The organism is Plantibacter sp. AC185, from assembly GCF_979258065.1.
In genome coordinates, this window is record NZ_OZ409831.1 from 3316245 (window position 1) to 3332128 (window position 15884).

A 15884-nucleotide genomic window follows, 5' to 3' on the forward strand; every position below is an offset into this window, starting at 1 on the left:
ACACCCATCACCAAGCGCGTAATTCCCGCAACCTGGCGGGTGCGAGGTTCGCCATCGGCGGGGAGAATGAACGGCAGTGGCGTCAGGAGCAACACGACGTCTCTGTTCGATCGCCGCAGTGCCGGTGTCCGTCTCACCGGGCCACGGGACTCGAATGTGAGCGTTTGATACCTGAACGAGACGGATGTACCGAGAGGGAACGCGTTTTGATCACGACAGAGTGGGCTGCCGGATCCGCCCGAGTTGTGGCCGGACTCATGTTGATCCGGTCCAAGGTCTCGAAATCAAGCTTCAGTTGTCAGGAGGACCGATGACGTCACCGAGTCGGGAGACGACTACCCCGTCGGACATGCCCCGCCCACAGATTCCGGTGCTCCTCGGAGCCGTGTTCCTCATCTATCTCGGACAGATGACGCTCAACCCGATCATCGCGCCGCTGTCTCGCGAGGTCGGTCTCGCGGAGTGGCAGGTGGGAGTCACCATCAGCGCGGCCGCGATGATGGTGGTCCTGACCAGTCAGTTCTGGGGTCGCCGTTCACAATCGTGGGGACGCAAGCCGGTACTCGTTGCCGCCTTCTGTCTCGGCCTCGTTTCGATGGCACTTTTCGGGCTATCCGCTTGGCTCGGAATGACAGGGGTGATCACGGGCGCTGCGCTGTTCTCGCTGTTCGTGCTGCTGCGCGGGTTCGGGTTCGGGTCCGCGATTGCAGCGGTGCCGCCCACGGCGCAGGCATACATCGCTGACGTCACGACTGACGACCGAACCCGGGTAAATGGCATGGCCGGAGTCGGCGCTGTCCAGGGCATCGCGATGGTCAGCGGCTCCGTCATCGGCGGGGTGTTGTCGGTTTTCGGCTTGCTCGCCCCGCTCATAGCTGTACCCGGCCTCCTCTTGGTCGGGCTGGTGCTGATCGGCTTCCGGCTCCGTCGAGAACCACGCCATGAGCTTGTCGAGAAGCCCGTTCGGGTCTCGCCGTTCGACGGTCGTGTGTGGCCGTTCTTGATCGCCGGCTTCGGGATGTTCACCGCTCTGGGGTTCATTCAGGTGATCATGGGCTTCATCGTCCAAGACCGCCTCGGACTCGACGCCGAGTTCACTGGCTTGGTCACCGGCGGTTCTCTGCTCGCAGCGGGAGTGGGCATGGTTCTCGCGCAGGTGGTCATCGTGCCGCGGAGCGGCTGGACACCGACGATCCTGCTGCGTGTGGGAGGCGTTGTGGCGACATCCGGCTTCGCTCTTCTTGTTGTCGACGCCGGCCTCGTGAGCCTCTTGGCGGCCGTCGTCCTTATCGGTGTCGGGCTGGGAACCGCCATCCCCGGGTACAGCGCTGGGCCCAGTCTCCTCGTCCGTAGAGAGGAACAGGGGGGCCTCGCGGGTCTCCTTGGTGCGGTGACCGGGTTGACGTTCGTCATTGCTCCGACCGCAGGAACTGCTCTCTACGGACTGTGGCCGTCGCTGCCGATCGTCACCGGCGCCGCGATCATGGCTGTCGTCACGGTGTTCGTGCTCGTCCACTCCCGCTTCCGCACCCGTCCTCCGGCTCCCGCAGTAACAAGTCCCGAAGAGTGAGTTGGGTGGCCAAGACCACACCCGGGGCACGCGTACCATCGCAGCGGTCGACTCCGACATCGATCACAGCGTCGCGAGGATGTCCTTCATCGTCGCGATCTCCTCGGTTTGTGCGCCGATGACGGTCTTCGCCAGTGCGATGGCGGCACTGTTCTGGCCGTTGTCGACTTCGTCTTGCGCCATGTCGACGGCCCCCTCATGGTGCTGGATCATCTGCTCGAGGAACAGACGGCTGGCGTTTGCGCCCGAAGCGTCTGCGAGGGCTTGCATCTCCGCTTCGGACATCGTGCCGCCACCGTGGTCCATGTTTTCCATGTCAGAGGTGTCGGCGCCCCAATCTTCGAGCCACTGGTCCATCATCTCGATCTCAGGGTTCTGGTCGTCCTTGATCTGTTCGGCGAGAGAGACGACGCGTTGATCGACGCCTTCCTTGCCGAGTAGGACATCGGACATCTCGATGGCCTGCGCATGGTGCTCTTTCATCATGTTGGCGAACATGAGGTCGGCATCATTCACAGCTGCGTTCGTCGCGGGGGCGGACGATCTGCCGCCGTGGTCAATGCCTTCCATTCCGTCACCGGGGGCGGTGTTTCCGCCGCAGCTCGTGAGGGCAAGAAGTGCGGTGAGGGCGAGTGCCGCGATCGACGCGCGTCGGATCTTCATGAGTGTTCTCCAGGTGTCGGTGATGAGGCTCGCAGTCGGGAGCTTCTGGAACTCGTTCTACAGCCGCGGCGGATGATCGCCGTGGCGATGCACGATCAACCAGTCGTCTTCTATCTTCCGGAAGACGTGCGTGACTCGTACCTCGAATGGACCTGGCTCGCCGCCATCCACGCGCAGGAAGCCGCGTTCGAATCCGACCGTGTAGCCGAAATCTGCAGAAGATGTCATCAGCTCGTATTGCGGTACCAGATCGCCGTCCGACAGCCGGCTTGCTACCCATGCAAGGGTTGCGCTGATCGCTTCGAAGCCATGTTCGCGTGTTCCGAAGGCGCCGTACAGGGAAGTGTCTTCACGGTGGGCCCAACAGTTCGCGAAAAGTTCTGATTCTCCGTGACCCATGGCTTTCAAGGCGATGTCGACGCGCGCGACCGCGCCTAGGAATGAGGGGTCGTCGGTGAGATTGCGAGAATTGGATTGGTGTCTGGTGCTCATGCTGTCCGCTTCGTGCCTCACTGGTGGTATCCCATGATTCTCGTAGTGCTGTCAGCTACGCGAGAAAAGTGCATCGTGCAGTACTTATCCGAGATGCTTGGTCACCGTACTCTGCGTCGCGGTCGTCTCGTGCCTGGGAGGGCGTGAAAATACTCGTCATATGCGCGTCCGTAGGCGGTGGCAGGGGTGACGGGGTGCTCGATCGAGGAGATGTACTGTCCGCTCGACGGTGTCGGTCCCGATCGCCGTCGGACCTTCTGCGGGACCCCACCTCAGTCACAGGCGACCCCACAGACGCGCGTGCCGTCAGGGGGTCGAACGCAGGGTTCTTTCGAATGCGTCGACCTCCTCGTGTTCCGAACTTGTCCGTGTCTCATCGAGGGTGGCGCTGCGGCGCAAAGTGCGACGCTCGATTCTCTGCTCCCGGGCGTGCTCGATCCAGGTGTAAAGGATCGGGACGAGGATCAGGGTGAGCAGGGTGGAGCTGATGAGTCCGCCGATGACCACGATCGCAAGCGGTCGGGAGATGAACGCACCACCACCGGTCAGGCCGAGCGACATCGGGACCAGCGCGAAGATCGTTGCCGCGGCGGTCATCAAAATCGGCCGCAACCGGAGCCGGGTGCCGTTCGTGACTGCTTCATCCAGTGGTGACCCTTCCTCGCGGAAACGGTTGATGAGATCCATCAGCACGATCGCATTCGTCACCACGATGCCGACGAGCATGAGCAGCCCGATCAGCGCCGGGAGCCCGAGAGGAGTGCCGGTGAGGAGGAGCCCAAGAATCGCACCGGTTGCCGCGAACGGAATCGAAACGAGCAGCACGAAGGGTTGCCGGAAGCTGCGGAACGTGGCGATCATGACGATGAGTACCAGCATGATGGCCATGATCATCGCCATCCCCAACTGGCTGAACGCCTCGTCCTGCTGCTCACTCACGCCTCCGATGTCGAAGGTGACGCCCGCGGGGAGTTGGGTCCCTTGGATCGCTTCCTGCACGGAGGCGTTTGCCTGACTGAGCTTCCCCTTCTCTGGTGTCACGGTGAGGGCCGCTATTCGTTCGCCGTTGTCACGGCTGATCATCGGCGGGACGAGTTCGTTCTCGACCGTAGCGATGTCGCTGACCTTCAGCGGGGTGCCGCGCAGCTCGGTGACCGCCTTCAGCTCGTCTGCTGCCTTCTTCGCTTCTGCTTCCTGGGCGGCCGTATCGCGTTGCGACTGGTAGAGCTGGGCGATCTGCTCGTCTGCGGCGGTGATGCTCGCCTCGGCATTGGCGATCGCGCTCTGGAGTTCGGCGAGCTGTGTTTGACGTTCTTCCGCAGCCTTCTCCTGCTCGTCGGGTTCAGGTCGAGGCTCAACGGGGGACGCGGCAAGTGCTGCGAGCTGCTGCTGCAGCGAGGCGATGCTCGATGTCGCGTCCGCACGCTGTTGGCGGGCAGCAGCGATCTGCTTGTTCACCTCGGCCGTGGCGGTTCGCTTCGCGGCGTCGGCTTCAGCCTGTGCTCTCGCCTCAAGCGCATCGGAGGCGACTTTCTGTGCCTGACTCGTCTGTTCCGCCGTCACCGGAAGCAGTATCTCGCCCACCTGCGCAGCGGTGTACTTCGTGCCGGGCGTGCGGAGGACAATGGGGCGGTTTTCGCCTTCGAGCATGAGCGATCCGATTTGTGCACCCTGGAGGGTGTCTTGGATCGCTTTGGCGACCGAGGCTCGGTCGAAACCGAGCTTCCCAGCGCGCACCTCATCAAGCTTCACTCGGACGATGCTCTGCCCGCCCTCGAGCTCGCTGTACACCGTTTGGATTCCGGCAGCTGACTTCAGACGTTCCTGAAGCAGGACGCTGGCCTCCTTGAGCATTGCCGGGTCGTTGCCCTGAATTCGCAGATCGATCCCACCGCCGGCACCGCTGTCGCCGACGAAGGCGTCTTGGGTGAGGAGCCGGAACTCCTCGGGTTTGGGCATCTTGTCGAGCCGCGCCTGCACCGCAATCCTCACCTGTTCGACGTCGGTGTTCTCTTCGAGCCTCAGCGTGTACGAGATCGTGGTGGCTTTCCCAGGCTGCTGCTCACCGACGGGGATGCTGGTGAGCACGCTCTTCACACCCTGGACGCGCTTGAGGGCCTCCTCCACCTCGGTCGCCGCCGTCACCAGGTCTTGCTCGCTCGACGGTGGTTCTGCGGCAGATTCATCCTCCGCGGGCGCGGCTTCGGGAGCAGGTTCGACAGCGCCGTCTCCGGGGGAAGTGTCACCGTTGTCGCTCTGTTCACTCTCCAACTCGCCGTCGATCGCAGTGCCGGGGGACTGCGAAAGTTCCAGGGTCTCGTTCCCGGAGGAGCCGAGGAAATCGGTGGGGATCATGATGCCCATCCCGAGGGTGACCGCGAGGAGCATGCCGGAGGCGACGAGCGTGATCACCGGGTGGCGGCGTGTGACTCGGAGGCTCGGCATGATCGCGCGTTGCAGCCGGTCCTCAGGCACATCGCTGCTATCCGAACTGGTCCTGTTCAGCCGCTCCGGACGATGGCGAACTCCAGAGGCTGAGGAGGCTGTCGTGAGGGACTCGGCCACGGGGGCAGTGTCCGACGAATGCACAGAGCCGACATGAACGACAGCGGCCTCATCCTCGTGCGTGTCGGGCGAGGTGATCGCGAGGGCGTCCTGGTGCTTCATCCGCATGAACATCGAAGCGAGAACCGGCACGATCGTCAACGACACCAGCAAGGATGCGAGGAGTGCGATCGACACGGTCACCGCGAATGGCCGGAACAGCTGCCCGGCCGCTCCGGAGACGAACACAATCGGCAGGAAGACTGCCACCGTCGTCAAGGTGGATGCGGTGATCGCCCCGGCCACCTGCCGCACAGACGCGATGATACTGCTCGTACCGAGCCCGTCGGTTTCCGCTCGTCGACTGATGTTCTCGATGACCACGATCGAGTCATCCACCACCCGGCCGATCGCGATCGTGAGTGCCCCCAACGTCAACGTGTTCAAGGTGTTGTTGCTGACGAAGAGGCCGATCATCGTGATCAACAGCGATAGCGGAATCGAGATCGCGGCGATGACCGTCGACCGCCACGAGCCGAGGAAGACGAGGATGACGATCACCGCGAAGAGGAGGCCGAGACCGCCCTCGACCGACAGGTCATGGATGGACTGCTCGATCACCGGAGCCTGATCGAACAGCGTCACGAACTCCGCCTTCAGGCTCGGTGCCAGCCTGTCGAGTTCCGCAGTCACAACGTGGGAGATCTGTACTACGTTCGCACCCTGGGCAGGTGACACAGTGATGGTCAATGACGGTTTCCCGTTCACCCGGGACAAGCTCCCGGTGGGAAGCTTTTCGACATGAACGTCAGCGAACTCTTTCAGCGCGACGATCGCGGCCTCGGTTTTCACCGGCAGGTTCTGCAAGTCTTCCAGGCTGGTGGTGGCGGTGCCGACTGAGATTGATGTCGACCCGTCCGGAGAGTCGGCCTGGCCGGCCGGCACCGCAGCACCGTGCGCTTCGAGTACCGCACCCAGCTGCGTCGGATCCACCCTGAGTCGGTTCACATCCGCTTGGCGCAGATCGATCACGATGCGCTGCTCCTCGCGGCCGGCGAGTTCGACTTTCTGTACCCCGGGCACGTTCTTCAACGCCGGCACGACTTTCTGCGCGAGAGCGTCGCCGAATGCGTCCTGATCTCCGCTACTGCCGGCGCTGAGCTGCATGGCCGGGATCTCGCTGTTGCTGCCTGAGAACACGTCGATCTGTGCAGTCGCGGGCAACGCCGATTTCACCCCGTCGGCAGCGGCTTTCACCGCACGAAGCGTCTCGTCCGCATCGTTCTCGAATGGCCACTCCACAATCACGTTCGACGACCCCGTCGACGTCGTGGACGATACATTCTTCACATTCGGAACCGACTGCAACGCCGTCTCCAAGGGCACGGTCGCGATCCGTGACATCTCCTCAGGGGCGATCCCTTCGACCTGGACTGACACGAACGCCATCGGAGTCGTCGTGGGCGGCATCATCTCCTGCTTCAGCTTGCCCATCGAAAGGACTCCGAGGGCAGCGACGGCGATGGTGATCAGTCCCACCAAGAGACGGTTCTTCAGACTCATCTGCGTCAAGAACATGCACACTCCTCACCCGGCCGCACCCGTAAGTGCGCACACAACACGACATCGTCAAGCGTCGATGATCTGCATTCCGGTCGCCATCCGTCACCCGGAGGGAACACCCCCCCCACCCGGCCGTCTGGTCGTTCATCACCCCTACCTCATGGCAGGTGTGCTGGGTGCACTCATCGGGCTCCCGACTCGGCGACGTGGCTCGCGCACCCCGGAGATCAGCGACAGAACGTGGAAATGCGGTTGTGCTCACCGATGGAGAGTGGGGCATTCAAGAGGAGCACTGGAGCGGGGACGTTCATCGCAGGAGAACGGAAACGTAGAACGCGATGCCGAGCACGACGGCGACCAAGAGTGTCGTCGCCATCAAGCCGATGGCGACGTAGGGCGATGTAGCGCAACCTTCAGCTTGCGAAGCCCGCCGGTTCGTCCGAGCCAAGCCGTCCTCCTCCTCTGATCGTCCGCCCTGAAGAGCGAACCGATGCCAGCTTCACGCAGACCGAGAGCGCCCGTATCGAACAAGAGGTGGAATCACCCCCGCCGTCCGGGGGGTATCTGAGCCATGGCGATCTCGCGCCTCCTCGTTCGCCCTAGTGTGGAGAAAATTGGAGGCAGAGAGTGCTCAAGGTCGCGATCATCGATGACGAAGCGTTGTTCCGGGGTGGCTTCGAGCTCATCCTCGGCGGGACTCCCGACATCGAGGTCGTCGCATCCACCGACGGCGTGTCTGCTGTCGGCGAGATCACTCGCTCCGATCCCGACGTGGTACTTCTGGACGTCCGGATGCCTGGTCGGAGCGGCCTCGACGTCCTCCGCGATCTGCAACAGTGGGCACGGCCGCCGGCGACCGCGGTGCTGACCACCTTCGACACCGACGAATACATTGCCACGGCACTCCACCTGGGTGCGGCTGGGTTTCTGGTCAAGGACACCGACCCGGAGCAATTACCCGCGTTGATCCGATCGCTGGCAGCAGGTGGAATCGTCCTCTCGCCCCAAGTCTCGCGATCGCTCCTGGCAGCCACTCGCTCGACGACGCGATGGGATTCGCGCGTCGACAGCCTCTCCTCGAGAGAACGCGAAGTACTTGCGCTCCTCCATACTGGAGCCTCCAACGCGGCTATTGGCGAAGCGATGCACCTCAGCAGCGCCACCATCAAAGACCACGTCAGCAGCATCCTCACCAAACTCGGAGTCACCTCCAGACTCCAGGCGGCACTCATCGCAGAGCGCCACTCGCCCCGCTGATGCGACGCTCGAAGATGCTCACACTCGCTGCCGATCTGGCGCTCTTGGCGGTGGCATTCGCAGAAGGTCTGACGACGTTCGACTGGGCGTCACCGATCGAGTCGTGGATCGCGATGGCTGCGGTGGGCGGACTGCTCGTGCGACACCGCTGGCCATGGATCTCGCTGCTCCTCGCAGCACCAGCGTTCGCGCTCGGCCTGGCAGCCTTCGCTGGCCTCATCGCCTTGTATTCGGTGGCCTGTCGAGAACAACGCCGTTGGGCCCTTGTGCTTGCCGGCCTCGTCGTCTTCGCCATCGCTGCAGCGCCGTGGCGAGGCTTGCCACTACCGCAGTACACGATCCTCGCGTTGGCATACGCTCTCCTGTATGCAGGAGGGCCCGTTGCTCTCGGCATTCTGATCCGCACCAGGGCTGAACTTGCCGCTCGGCTAGCCGATCTCCACGCGTCCCGCGAAAGTGAACGACAACTTCTCGCGATGGAGCTCCTGCGGGAAGAACGCGTGAACATCGCGCGGGAAATGCATGACGTCGTCTCCCACCAGGTGAGCCTCATCGCCGTCCAAGCCGGCGCCCTCCAAGTCAGCACCGCTGATGGGCCCATCCACCACTCCCTCAAGAGCATTCGGCTGCTGGCGGTCCGTACGCTGGATGAACTCCGAGCGATGGTCAGTCTGCTCCGAGCCGAGGACTCCTCACAGCCCATCACACCCCAGCCGACAGTTGCGGACCTGCCCGATCTCATCGCAAACAGCGGGACGCCAGGAGAAGCGGAGCTGGATCTGCCCGAGGATCTCCCCTTGCCGGTTCAACGTGCTGTCTATCGCACCGTTCAGGAGGGTCTCACGAACGTCCGCAAACACGCTCCAGGAGCACACGCATCGATTCGTGCAGTTGCCACCGGAACTGAGATTCTGGTTTCCATTCGAAACGAGCTCGTCCTCCCTGTTACCGACGTCGATAATCTCCCTGGCGGGCATGGGCTCATGGGGCTGCGAGAGCGTGCTGAGATACTCGACGGCGTGCTCACCGCGACAGTGGGCCCCGAAGCGTTCACCCTGACCCTTCGCTTGCCTCGCTGACTTGAGCGAGATCATGCAACTCGCACACAGCGGCTTGCGGGTTATCGCTTTTTGACATGCCACGGCGCTTCGTGTGCCGCACTCGACCGGGTAAAGACCGGGCGACAGGGAATCACCAATGACTGGCAAGCGGGGCGGCGTCCGCGTCGCGGGCTGGTCCGCCAGAAGTCCCCGGCCCGGGGCGATCATTCGTCTGCCAGGCGAAGCCGCGTTGACGAGGAAGCTGTGACCCTGAACTACGGACAGCGGTCGAAGGTGAGATCGACAACGTGCGCTCGTGTGTTCTCGTTTCGAGCACTTCCTGACGACACGAGAACCGCCTGCCAGCCTGGCTTCTCAGTCCGAGCGTGTCGACTTCGGGCGGGGAAGCCCCGAAAATGGTGCAATGCTGGCCTCGTAGCTGTGATCGTCGGATGCGGCCACGACGGTTCCTCCAACGCTCAGACTGATGCCGCTCGCCGTGGGCCAGTACGCTTCGGGCGCGCCGCGGCGGTCGTCCCAGATGGTCACTGAGACCCACATCGAACCCCGCTCGGCGATGCCGGTCCAGTTCCACATGCGTTCGGGGTCGAGTGAGCCGAACTGGTCGAGGATCTCCGCGTCACGGTCGGCGTCGGTCTGATAGTCGGCGGGCGGGCGTTCGAAGTCCCAGGTGATCGTGTCGTAGCCCAGGGCGAGGAGTTCCTCATCGAGAGCTGCGCCTAGGCCTGCCCAGTCGGCGTCTGCAGGCAAATCGTCGCTGAGGAGGTTCGGCGAGTTGTAAATGCGGTGGAGTGATCGTCCGCCGTATCCGTTGCCCCCGACGGTCGTGTTGAGCAGGGAGTCCTCGGTGCCGGTGCCGTCCGAGGCCCAGGCGAGGTCGGGCACTGCGGTATCCGCAGCTGACTGGAGCATGGAGAGTTCGGTGTCTCCGACGTCGGCGACCTCTTCGGCGCGTGGGGCTGCGAGGACGTCGTCCGGGTCAAGGCTCGGATCGCCGGGGTAGTCGGCCCAGTCCAGGACCATCTCCATCCCGTCGTCTGCGGTGATCCTCGCGACGGGGCTGGGAGGTGCCAGCCAATAGCTCGCGGTGATTGCAACGATCGCCATACCAACAGCGAGCTGGGTCATGGCTGCACCGATGATGAGGGCAGCGGGCGAGGGCTTGCGCATGATGTTTACGGTACTCGACTAGTCCTCAGGGGGCGTCAGGCTGAAGGATGACTACCGCTTCGTTTTGTCAGAGCTGCTCTATGAACCACGCATGAGGGGCACGGAACGCTGGGCGGTACCCCTCATGCGTAGTGGTTCTTCCCTGCTGCTATCTGCGGTTCCCGCTGAAACCGACATAGATAAACAGGCCGACAGTGGCAACCAGCAGAATTAAACCGGTGATTCCCATACCAGCCTGAACGGGAAGTAGCTGACCCCCGGTTCCTGTTTCGTCGGCAATGATTCCGCCCTGGAAGAGGAGGGCTCCGAAGGATACGATGAGCGCGACACTAGCGCTGAGAGTGCCTACGGCGATGGTGAGCGCGGTCGTCTCCTTCACGATGATTCCTTCGTTATGCCCAGTTGCACTGATGTGCGAGCGGATTGGACGCCCACCCCGGATTGTTGTAGCGGTATTTCTCGAGATTCCACGAGGCGGGCTTGAATGCAGCGCAGAAGACATGGCAGTCGTACTGCTGCTTGATCGATGCCTTCGACGTCAGGGCAGATACTAGGCCGACGGTCTCAGGCCATCCGGCTCCCAGCATGATCTGTTGACCGGCCGCGATACCGGCGATGCCGGCTCCAGTGCCCTGGCTCACAGCGACTCCCCAGGCACTTCGAGTGAAATCGACGCAGTCGATGTAGCGGTGATCCTCAGGTCTCCCCCGCATTTGGCCTTATTGCTTTGAATCTGGGGGATATGTAGCCGTTCGATGATTCATGCGTGCAGTGCTGGATTTCGCGATTGCCGGAGTTGGTGTGAACTAGTCGAACCAGACGGGGGATTTGACCATGGTGAAGTTCCTTTGGTCCGGCATCGAGAGGATCTCGATCACCTCGGGAAAGGACGCCCTCGGCCAGATGCCCGAGGGCAATCTCGCGCCCCGACTCCGTCACCTCTGTGCGGTCGGGCAGATCACCGTGCGAGTGAACACGAAAACCGGTAACGTCATCACGCTGATCAACTCCTCAGAAGGTGGCGGTCGATGAAGCTGAACTACGACCCTGAGGTAGACACGGCCTATCTTCAAATTGTCCCGAAAATTGCACCCGGCGCATCCATTCGGTCGGAACAATCGATGTATCTCGACTGCCACATCGCCATCGATTTCGACAGTGACGATCGCGTCCTCGGGATCGAAGTCTTGAGCGCGTCCACCCTCTTCACGGGAACCGCTCTCGACGCTGCCGAACAGGCATAGCAAATCATGGCCTACCGTCGTACGCCCACCGAGGCGAAACACCGGAGGGCAGCGAAGCAGGAGAGTGGGAAGCTGCCCTGAACATAGATTGGGCCGGTTAACGCGCGCTACGCCCTCAGGCTCCTCAAGGAGACGTGTGGCCGCCGCAATCCTCAACAACGTCACCAACCGGTACGTGCCAAACGGCTACGCAGCCTGCTGATTGCGTGTGGGCGTGTCGTCTCCGCGTCGGCACGCCCACCCGGCAGTGGACTGTCGAACATAAGTGGTTTGACCGCGAGGATTGCCAAGAGCACCCATCCTGACTCGACGAGTGGGCGGCTCTCAGTTAAACTCTGCAGCACCAGGAGCAGGAGCAGTGAGAACGGTGCGGCGGCCGCGAAGAAGGTGCTGAACGTAGACCTTGTTACTCGGTAGGGGAGGAGCGACAGCGTCCCGTGAGTGGTCTGGACGATGAGGATCAGAAAGACGGCTGCACCGATCAGCCCGAGCTGCATGCTCACGTCGAGCCATGCGTTGTGCGCTTGGAGCTGACGGACTCCGTTGCGGATCACGAACTCGGAGAACTGCGGTTCCCAGCTGGCCCAGGGGCTCGAGAACCCCCACCCGAGGACGGGGCGTTCTTCAATGCGTTCTATGACCTTTCCCCATATCTCTGTGCGTCCAGTGAGGTCGGCGCTCTTCCCGAACCCGCTGAGGATCACCTGCCAATGGAGGATCGCCGCGCCTACCCCACCCGCTGTGATGAGCAGGATTGCGGCAGTCCCGGCATGTCTGGGCCACCCAGGTCGCAACGCGAGGAGAACGGCGACCGCCACGACAGTCACACCCACTGCGAGTAACGCCACAATGACGGTGGACGAGCGAGTGAGCCAGAGCATGAGGAGAGCCAGGAGAACGCTGCCGAGTGCCTCCGCCCGAGGAGTGGCCGTCGCAAGCCGCGCAACACTGACGATCAGGGCGACCGCAGCCACAAACGCCAGCAAGTTCGCGTTGCCAGGTAGCCCCTGGATCCGGCCTCCCTCGAGGAGAACGTCTCTCGACCAGTACGCAAGCAACGGCGGCTCCTCGTCGCCGTAATCGGTGAAGAACGGCAGCACGGGATGACGGATCACGAGGGAAACGTACACCTCGAACAGCAACGACAGCACCAGGACACCGCCCGCCGCCCGCTGGATCGCCGTCAGCACATCGGCCCAGTTCAGGTGCCGCGCAACGAAGACGCCTACTGCCGTGCACATCAACAGGCCTAGCAGCGTCGCCGCCGTACCGACACGGTAGGCCGACCATGTGACCGACACCAAAGCCAGGCCGACATAACACCCCAGCCCCCACGGTAAACGCCGCAGAGGGAAAGCGAGAAGCGAACGGCGCGACAGCACGGCGAGCAGAACGACGGAGCCAAGTGCGACAACGCCGTATCCCCAGATGGTGAAAAGATTCGTCCAGGCCGATCCGGCGAACGCGACGAACAACGCCCACGTGGCCGCCAGATTCACGATACGCGACCGCCCAGCGTCCTGCCCAGTACTCCTCAGATCCATGTACTTGCGTCCCCCGGCTCATCAACTTCAGCCGCTGGTTTCATCTCAGACGGACTTCGATGACCCACCGACCCTGCGAGAGAGGAGCTGACCCGCGCCGGCCGATGGGCAGGTGCCCAGCGCGGGCCTCCGCGGTCGATGGCTTCACCGATCTCGGAGGCAGCATGAACCGGGTAGTCGTCGATGTTGATTTCGACCACGAGGCTCTCGGAGGGCCGTCTCAAGGTCAGGACCGCGGTTCGATCGCCGAGTTGCAGGCTCTCGTAACTCGTATCAGTCGCGGAGTCGAGTTGGATGAGAAAGTCGGTACGGCCGAGATCGTAGAGCAGTTCCGCCCACCGACTGCCCAACGTCCCGCTGCTCGGATAGTTGCGCGTTCCCTGTTCTGACGGGGCATCGAGTGGCCCGAGGAGCGGCTGCAGCAACCGTGCCAGAGCCTCGGCATCTGCTCCTAGGGGTGCGGCTACGCGCCCGCCGCTGGTCGTCAGGACGACGGAAGCGTCCGTGAAGTCGATCCTGGTGCAGAGGATCCTGTCATCGAGCTGCGCTTGCTCGAGGCGCGCGAGCTCGACGAGGAACGCGTTCTGAACGCGTATTGAATGCATGGCGCCGTCCTAAACGTTGAGGGCGTTCTTGACCCAGTTGGGGCACAGTGTCACTCCCTGACAGTACGTCGTGACGACGCCGAAGGTGCCACCGGTGATTGCACGGTAATCCACCGTCGACTGCACCCACACGGAAGCACTCACCCAGCACGTCAGCATGTTGCAGATGAACTGCTTGGCCTCAAGGAAGTAGTTGAACGCAGTCGCAAATCCGGCACCGAGACGCGAGGAGTAGGACGTCGTGACGCGCTTCACGACCGCGGTGTTCAGGTTGTGCTTGTTGACGACGTAGGCGGCCCGACGAAGCGTGACTCACATCGTACGTTCCAGTGCCCGGCACGACACGGTTCGTCGGCGCGGAAGCAAGTCTTGCAGTGAAGCCAGCCGGCGCTGCCGGCGTACCCGCGGAACCTTCCGGCTGAGGTGCCGACGCCGCAGGATCGGCCGAGAGCGTCCCATCGGGCTCAACCACGACACCTGCCGTGTCCAGTCGAGAGCTGTCATGTTTGCCCGCGCGCGAAGTGACGCCAGGCTGCCCCGCAGCACTCCCGTCGACTGCGTGGTCCCCTCGCGGTCACCCGTGTGGTGGTGTCGCAGCTGCGCCCCGGCTGTGTTGGTTCGGGGCGCGGCTGTGGTTGTGTGACGTGCTTGGCGAGGTCAATCCTCGGATGGTGATGGTGTGGTGCTTGGGCGTGTTCGTCGTCTGGCTAGGGTGAGTGTCCCCGCGACGACGAACACTGTCAGGCCGATACCCAATGCCCAGAGTCCGATGTCGATGCCGAGCACGATGGGGGCCGGGGTGTAGCCAGGTTCCAGCCCCTGGTCCTCCGGAGCGCGATACTACAGTCCCGAAATGGTGAAGAACACGATTCGATGCCGTCGAGCCGGCCTGGGTCGGCGAGTTGCCGGCGGAGGACGTCGGCGGTGCCGAGGCCTGTGCCGGTGAGTTCGTCGATGATGCGCATGACCTGCTCGTGGAACACCACCACGCCGCGGGTTTCCCGCAGGATCGGGCGGAGCCGGGGTGGAGGTAGTCGGGCATCGTCTCGCCGTGGCGGCAGCTAGCGGGACCGAAATCCGCATCCAGTTTCAGCCCCCCCGTGAATACCTCCCTTGCGTGAACGTGAACTTTCTTCGCGAGCCGCTAGAGACTTCATGCTCACGGTCCCCGATAGCTCCTGAGGCGTCAGGCAAAAGCTCGCCGGAAGGCGTTCGGGAGGTCCGGTGAATTCCAGGAGAGGTGGATCACGTGTCACTGTCCGTGCAACATGAGGCTATTCGCTTCCGGCCACATCGAGTGCTGTGGGCGTAAATAGGGTGGAGGCGCTTAAGATCTCAATACCGAGGACGCGGTCGTCGCTGTCGTAGTCCACCGCGATATGGCAATCAAGGTAGCTGGTCTCCTCTGACCTCACTACTGCGCCGGGCTCGATATGAGGCGCAACCTGAACGTAGGCTGCATCCGCTTCAGGGTCGTAGCTCAGTTTCATCGACCACCACCTCCGGAAGACCTGATCACCGTGATCACGTTACCGGTATTCGTGTTGACCCGCACTGTGATTTGCCCCGACCGGATAGAAGTGATGCCGTTGTGGCGGGAGATCACCTGTCCAAAACTCAAAATCTGCTGAACCGTGGCCGCGGAGACGCCGCGGGCGGACATCTGCGTCACGGCGTGTTTAGAGAACGTGATGAAGATTCTCATGATGCTGGACCAGAAGAACTTCACAACAATCGGACCGCGCGATTGCAGGGATGAGGTGATCGGTGCTGATGCGGCGGTGGACACTGATGGCGCCGGCGCCGCCTGTGCGCTCTGAGCGGCAAGTGTCGAGGTGCCCACGAGCAGGAGGGCGCTCAGGGACAGCGAGATCGCACGTGTCGGTTGCCGGTTGTTCTTCATTTGATCCTCATTTCGTTGCGGGATCTGTTGTTGATTCGGATCTAGCCTTTCGATGTTGGGTTGTCTCGGGTATCCGCCGGCAGACCTGTGAATCACGCCACCTGGCGGGGTGTGGATCTGAATTGTCGCTGGTAGTGCGTCCCTTGGTCTGAGCTGAACGTGTCGTGTAGTCATGGGACTACGAGCTTCGAACCGTGGTCAAGAGTCGGTCTGCCGATTGAGACCCCGATGGCGATCGCGCGCGAATCGGCTATCAGGTCTCGAGGCG

At 62.7% G+C, this 15884-nt stretch carries 17 protein-coding genes; 5 read left to right on the forward strand and 12 right to left on the reverse strand.

The window, feature by feature from the left end:
- Positions 1-349: 349 nt before the first annotated feature.
- Positions 350-1570, forward strand: coding sequence for an MFS transporter (locus ACZZZB_RS15485; protein ID WP_463530146.1), 1221 nt, complete (start codon positions 350-352; stop codon positions 1568-1570).
- A gap of 63 nt (positions 1571-1633) precedes the next feature.
- Here ACZZZB_RS15485 and ACZZZB_RS15490 read toward each other — a convergent pair whose 3' ends face one another.
- From ACZZZB_RS15490 to ACZZZB_RS15500, 3 genes are all read right to left on the reverse strand, one after another.
- Positions 1634-2233, reverse strand: coding sequence for a DUF305 domain-containing protein (locus tag ACZZZB_RS15490; RefSeq protein WP_463530147.1), 600 nt, complete (start codon positions 2231-2233; stop codon positions 1634-1636).
- Positions 2234-2290: 57 nt separating this feature from the next.
- The gene (locus ACZZZB_RS15495) at positions 2291-2725 is read right to left on the reverse strand and encodes a YybH family protein (RefSeq protein WP_138944973.1); all 435 of its coding nucleotides are present in this window, start codon (positions 2723-2725) and stop codon (positions 2291-2293) included.
- 306 nt (positions 2726-3031) lie between these two features.
- Positions 3032-6847, reverse strand: a complete 3816-nt coding sequence (locus tag ACZZZB_RS15500; RefSeq protein ID WP_463530148.1) for an efflux RND transporter permease subunit — start codon at positions 6845-6847, stop codon at positions 3032-3034.
- Positions 6848-7459: 612 nt separating this feature from the next.
- Here ACZZZB_RS15500 and ACZZZB_RS15505 point away from each other — a divergent pair.
- Both ACZZZB_RS15505 and ACZZZB_RS15510 read left to right on the forward strand, forming a co-directional pair.
- On the forward strand, positions 7460-8089 hold the full coding sequence (locus ACZZZB_RS15505; RefSeq protein WP_079003061.1) for a response regulator: 630 nt from the start codon (positions 7460-7462) through the stop codon (positions 8087-8089).
- A gap of 14 nt (positions 8090-8103) precedes the next feature.
- Positions 8104-9168, forward strand: a complete 1065-nt coding sequence (locus ACZZZB_RS15510; RefSeq protein ID WP_463530149.1) for a sensor histidine kinase — start codon at positions 8104-8106, stop codon at positions 9166-9168.
- A gap of 336 nt (positions 9169-9504) precedes the next feature.
- Here ACZZZB_RS15510 and ACZZZB_RS15515 read toward each other — a convergent pair whose 3' ends face one another.
- The 3 genes from ACZZZB_RS15515 to ACZZZB_RS15525 all read right to left on the reverse strand — a co-directional run bounded on the left by ACZZZB_RS15515 (position 9505) and on the right by ACZZZB_RS15525 (position 10961).
- Positions 9505-10320 carry a hypothetical protein gene (locus ACZZZB_RS15515; RefSeq protein ID WP_463530150.1) on the reverse strand — a complete coding sequence of 272 codons (816 nt, stop codon included), beginning with the start codon at positions 10318-10320 and terminating at the stop codon, positions 9505-9507.
- A 148-nt stretch (positions 10321-10468) separates the two neighbouring features.
- On the reverse strand, positions 10469-10699 hold the full coding sequence (locus ACZZZB_RS15520) for a hypothetical protein (RefSeq protein ID WP_463530151.1): 231 nt from the start codon (positions 10697-10699) through the stop codon (positions 10469-10471).
- A 13-nt stretch (positions 10700-10712) separates the two neighbouring features.
- A complete protein-coding gene (locus ACZZZB_RS15525; protein ID WP_463530152.1) occupies positions 10713-10961 on the reverse strand; it encodes a hypothetical protein in 249 nt (82 codons plus the stop codon).
- A gap of 193 nt (positions 10962-11154) precedes the next feature.
- On the opposite strand from ACZZZB_RS15525, the gene ACZZZB_RS15530 reads away from it, so the two are divergent.
- Together ACZZZB_RS15530 and ACZZZB_RS15535 are read left to right on the forward strand one after the other, a co-directional pair.
- Positions 11155-11352 (forward strand): hypothetical protein, encoded by a 198-nt coding sequence (locus ACZZZB_RS15530; RefSeq protein ID WP_463530153.1) that lies wholly within the window; start codon positions 11155-11157, stop codon positions 11350-11352.
- Positions 11349-11564, forward strand: coding sequence for a DUF2283 domain-containing protein (locus ACZZZB_RS15535; RefSeq protein ID WP_463530154.1), 216 nt, complete (start codon positions 11349-11351; stop codon positions 11562-11564). The genes ACZZZB_RS15530 and ACZZZB_RS15535 overlap by 4 nt, the downstream gene beginning before the upstream one ends.
- A 161-nt stretch (positions 11565-11725) precedes the next feature.
- On the opposite strand, the gene ACZZZB_RS15540 is transcribed toward ACZZZB_RS15535, so the two are convergent.
- From ACZZZB_RS15540 to ACZZZB_RS15565, 6 genes are all read right to left on the reverse strand, one after another.
- Complete coding sequence (locus ACZZZB_RS15540) at positions 11726-13108, reverse strand: O-antigen ligase family protein (protein WP_463530155.1); 1383 nt, start codon at positions 13106-13108, stop codon at positions 11726-11728.
- Positions 13099-13713 (reverse strand): hypothetical protein, encoded by a 615-nt coding sequence (locus tag ACZZZB_RS15545; RefSeq protein ID WP_463530156.1) that lies wholly within the window; start codon positions 13711-13713, stop codon positions 13099-13101. The genes ACZZZB_RS15540 and ACZZZB_RS15545 overlap by 10 nt, the downstream gene beginning before the upstream one ends.
- Before the next feature lie 9 nt (positions 13714-13722).
- Positions 13723-13968 carry a hypothetical protein gene (locus ACZZZB_RS15550; protein WP_079003056.1) on the reverse strand — a complete coding sequence of 82 codons (246 nt, stop codon included), beginning with the start codon at positions 13966-13968 and terminating at the stop codon, positions 13723-13725.
- 485 nt (positions 13969-14453) lie between these two features.
- Complete coding sequence (locus ACZZZB_RS15555; protein ID WP_079003055.1) at positions 14454-14774, reverse strand: hypothetical protein; 321 nt, start codon at positions 14772-14774, stop codon at positions 14454-14456.
- Between the two features lie 213 nt (positions 14775-14987).
- Positions 14988-15203 (reverse strand): DUF2283 domain-containing protein, encoded by a 216-nt coding sequence (locus ACZZZB_RS15560; protein ID WP_079003054.1) that lies wholly within the window; start codon positions 15201-15203, stop codon positions 14988-14990.
- Entirely contained in the window at positions 15200-15616 is a 417-nt protein-coding gene (locus ACZZZB_RS15565) for a DUF4258 domain-containing protein (RefSeq protein ID WP_463530157.1), read from the reverse strand. The genes ACZZZB_RS15560 and ACZZZB_RS15565 overlap by 4 nt, the downstream gene beginning before the upstream one ends.
- Between the last annotated feature and the right edge of the window lie 268 nt (positions 15617-15884).

Coding starts and splice junctions, on each gene's coding strand:
- ACZZZB_RS15485 (WP_463530146.1), top strand. CDS start 350: ATGCCCCGCCCACAGATTCCGGTGCTCCTCGGAGCCGTGTTCCTCATC.
- ACZZZB_RS15490 (WP_463530147.1), bottom strand. CDS start 2,233: ATGAAGATCCGACGCGCGTCGATCGCGGCACTCGCCCTCACCGCACTT.
- ACZZZB_RS15495 (WP_138944973.1), bottom strand. CDS start 2,725: ATGAGCACCAGACACCAATCCAATTCTCGCAATCTCACCGACGACCCC.
- ACZZZB_RS15500 (WP_463530148.1), bottom strand. CDS start 6,847: ATGTTCTTGACGCAGATGAGTCTGAAGAACCGTCTCTTGGTGGGACTG.
- ACZZZB_RS15510 (WP_463530149.1), top strand. CDS start 8,104: ATGCTCACACTCGCTGCCGATCTGGCGCTCTTGGCGGTGGCATTCGCA.
- ACZZZB_RS15515 (WP_463530150.1), bottom strand. CDS start 10,320: ATGCGCAAGCCCTCGCCCGCTGCCCTCATCATCGGTGCAGCCATGACC.
- ACZZZB_RS15530 (WP_463530153.1), top strand. CDS start 11,155: ATGGTGAAGTTCCTTTGGTCCGGCATCGAGAGGATCTCGATCACCTCG.
- ACZZZB_RS15535 (WP_463530154.1), top strand. CDS start 11,349: ATGAAGCTGAACTACGACCCTGAGGTAGACACGGCCTATCTTCAAATT.
- ACZZZB_RS15540 (WP_463530155.1), bottom strand. CDS start 13,108: ATGGATCTGAGGAGTACTGGGCAGGACGCTGGGCGGTCGCGTATCGTG.
- ACZZZB_RS15545 (WP_463530156.1), bottom strand. CDS start 13,713: ATGCATTCAATACGCGTTCAGAACGCGTTCCTCGTCGAGCTCGCGCGC.
- ACZZZB_RS15560 (WP_079003054.1), bottom strand. CDS start 15,203: ATGAAACTGAGCTACGACCCTGAAGCGGATGCAGCCTACGTTCAGGTT.
- ACZZZB_RS15565 (WP_463530157.1), bottom strand. CDS start 15,616: ATGAAGAACAACCGGCAACCGACACGTGCGATCTCGCTGTCCCTGAGC.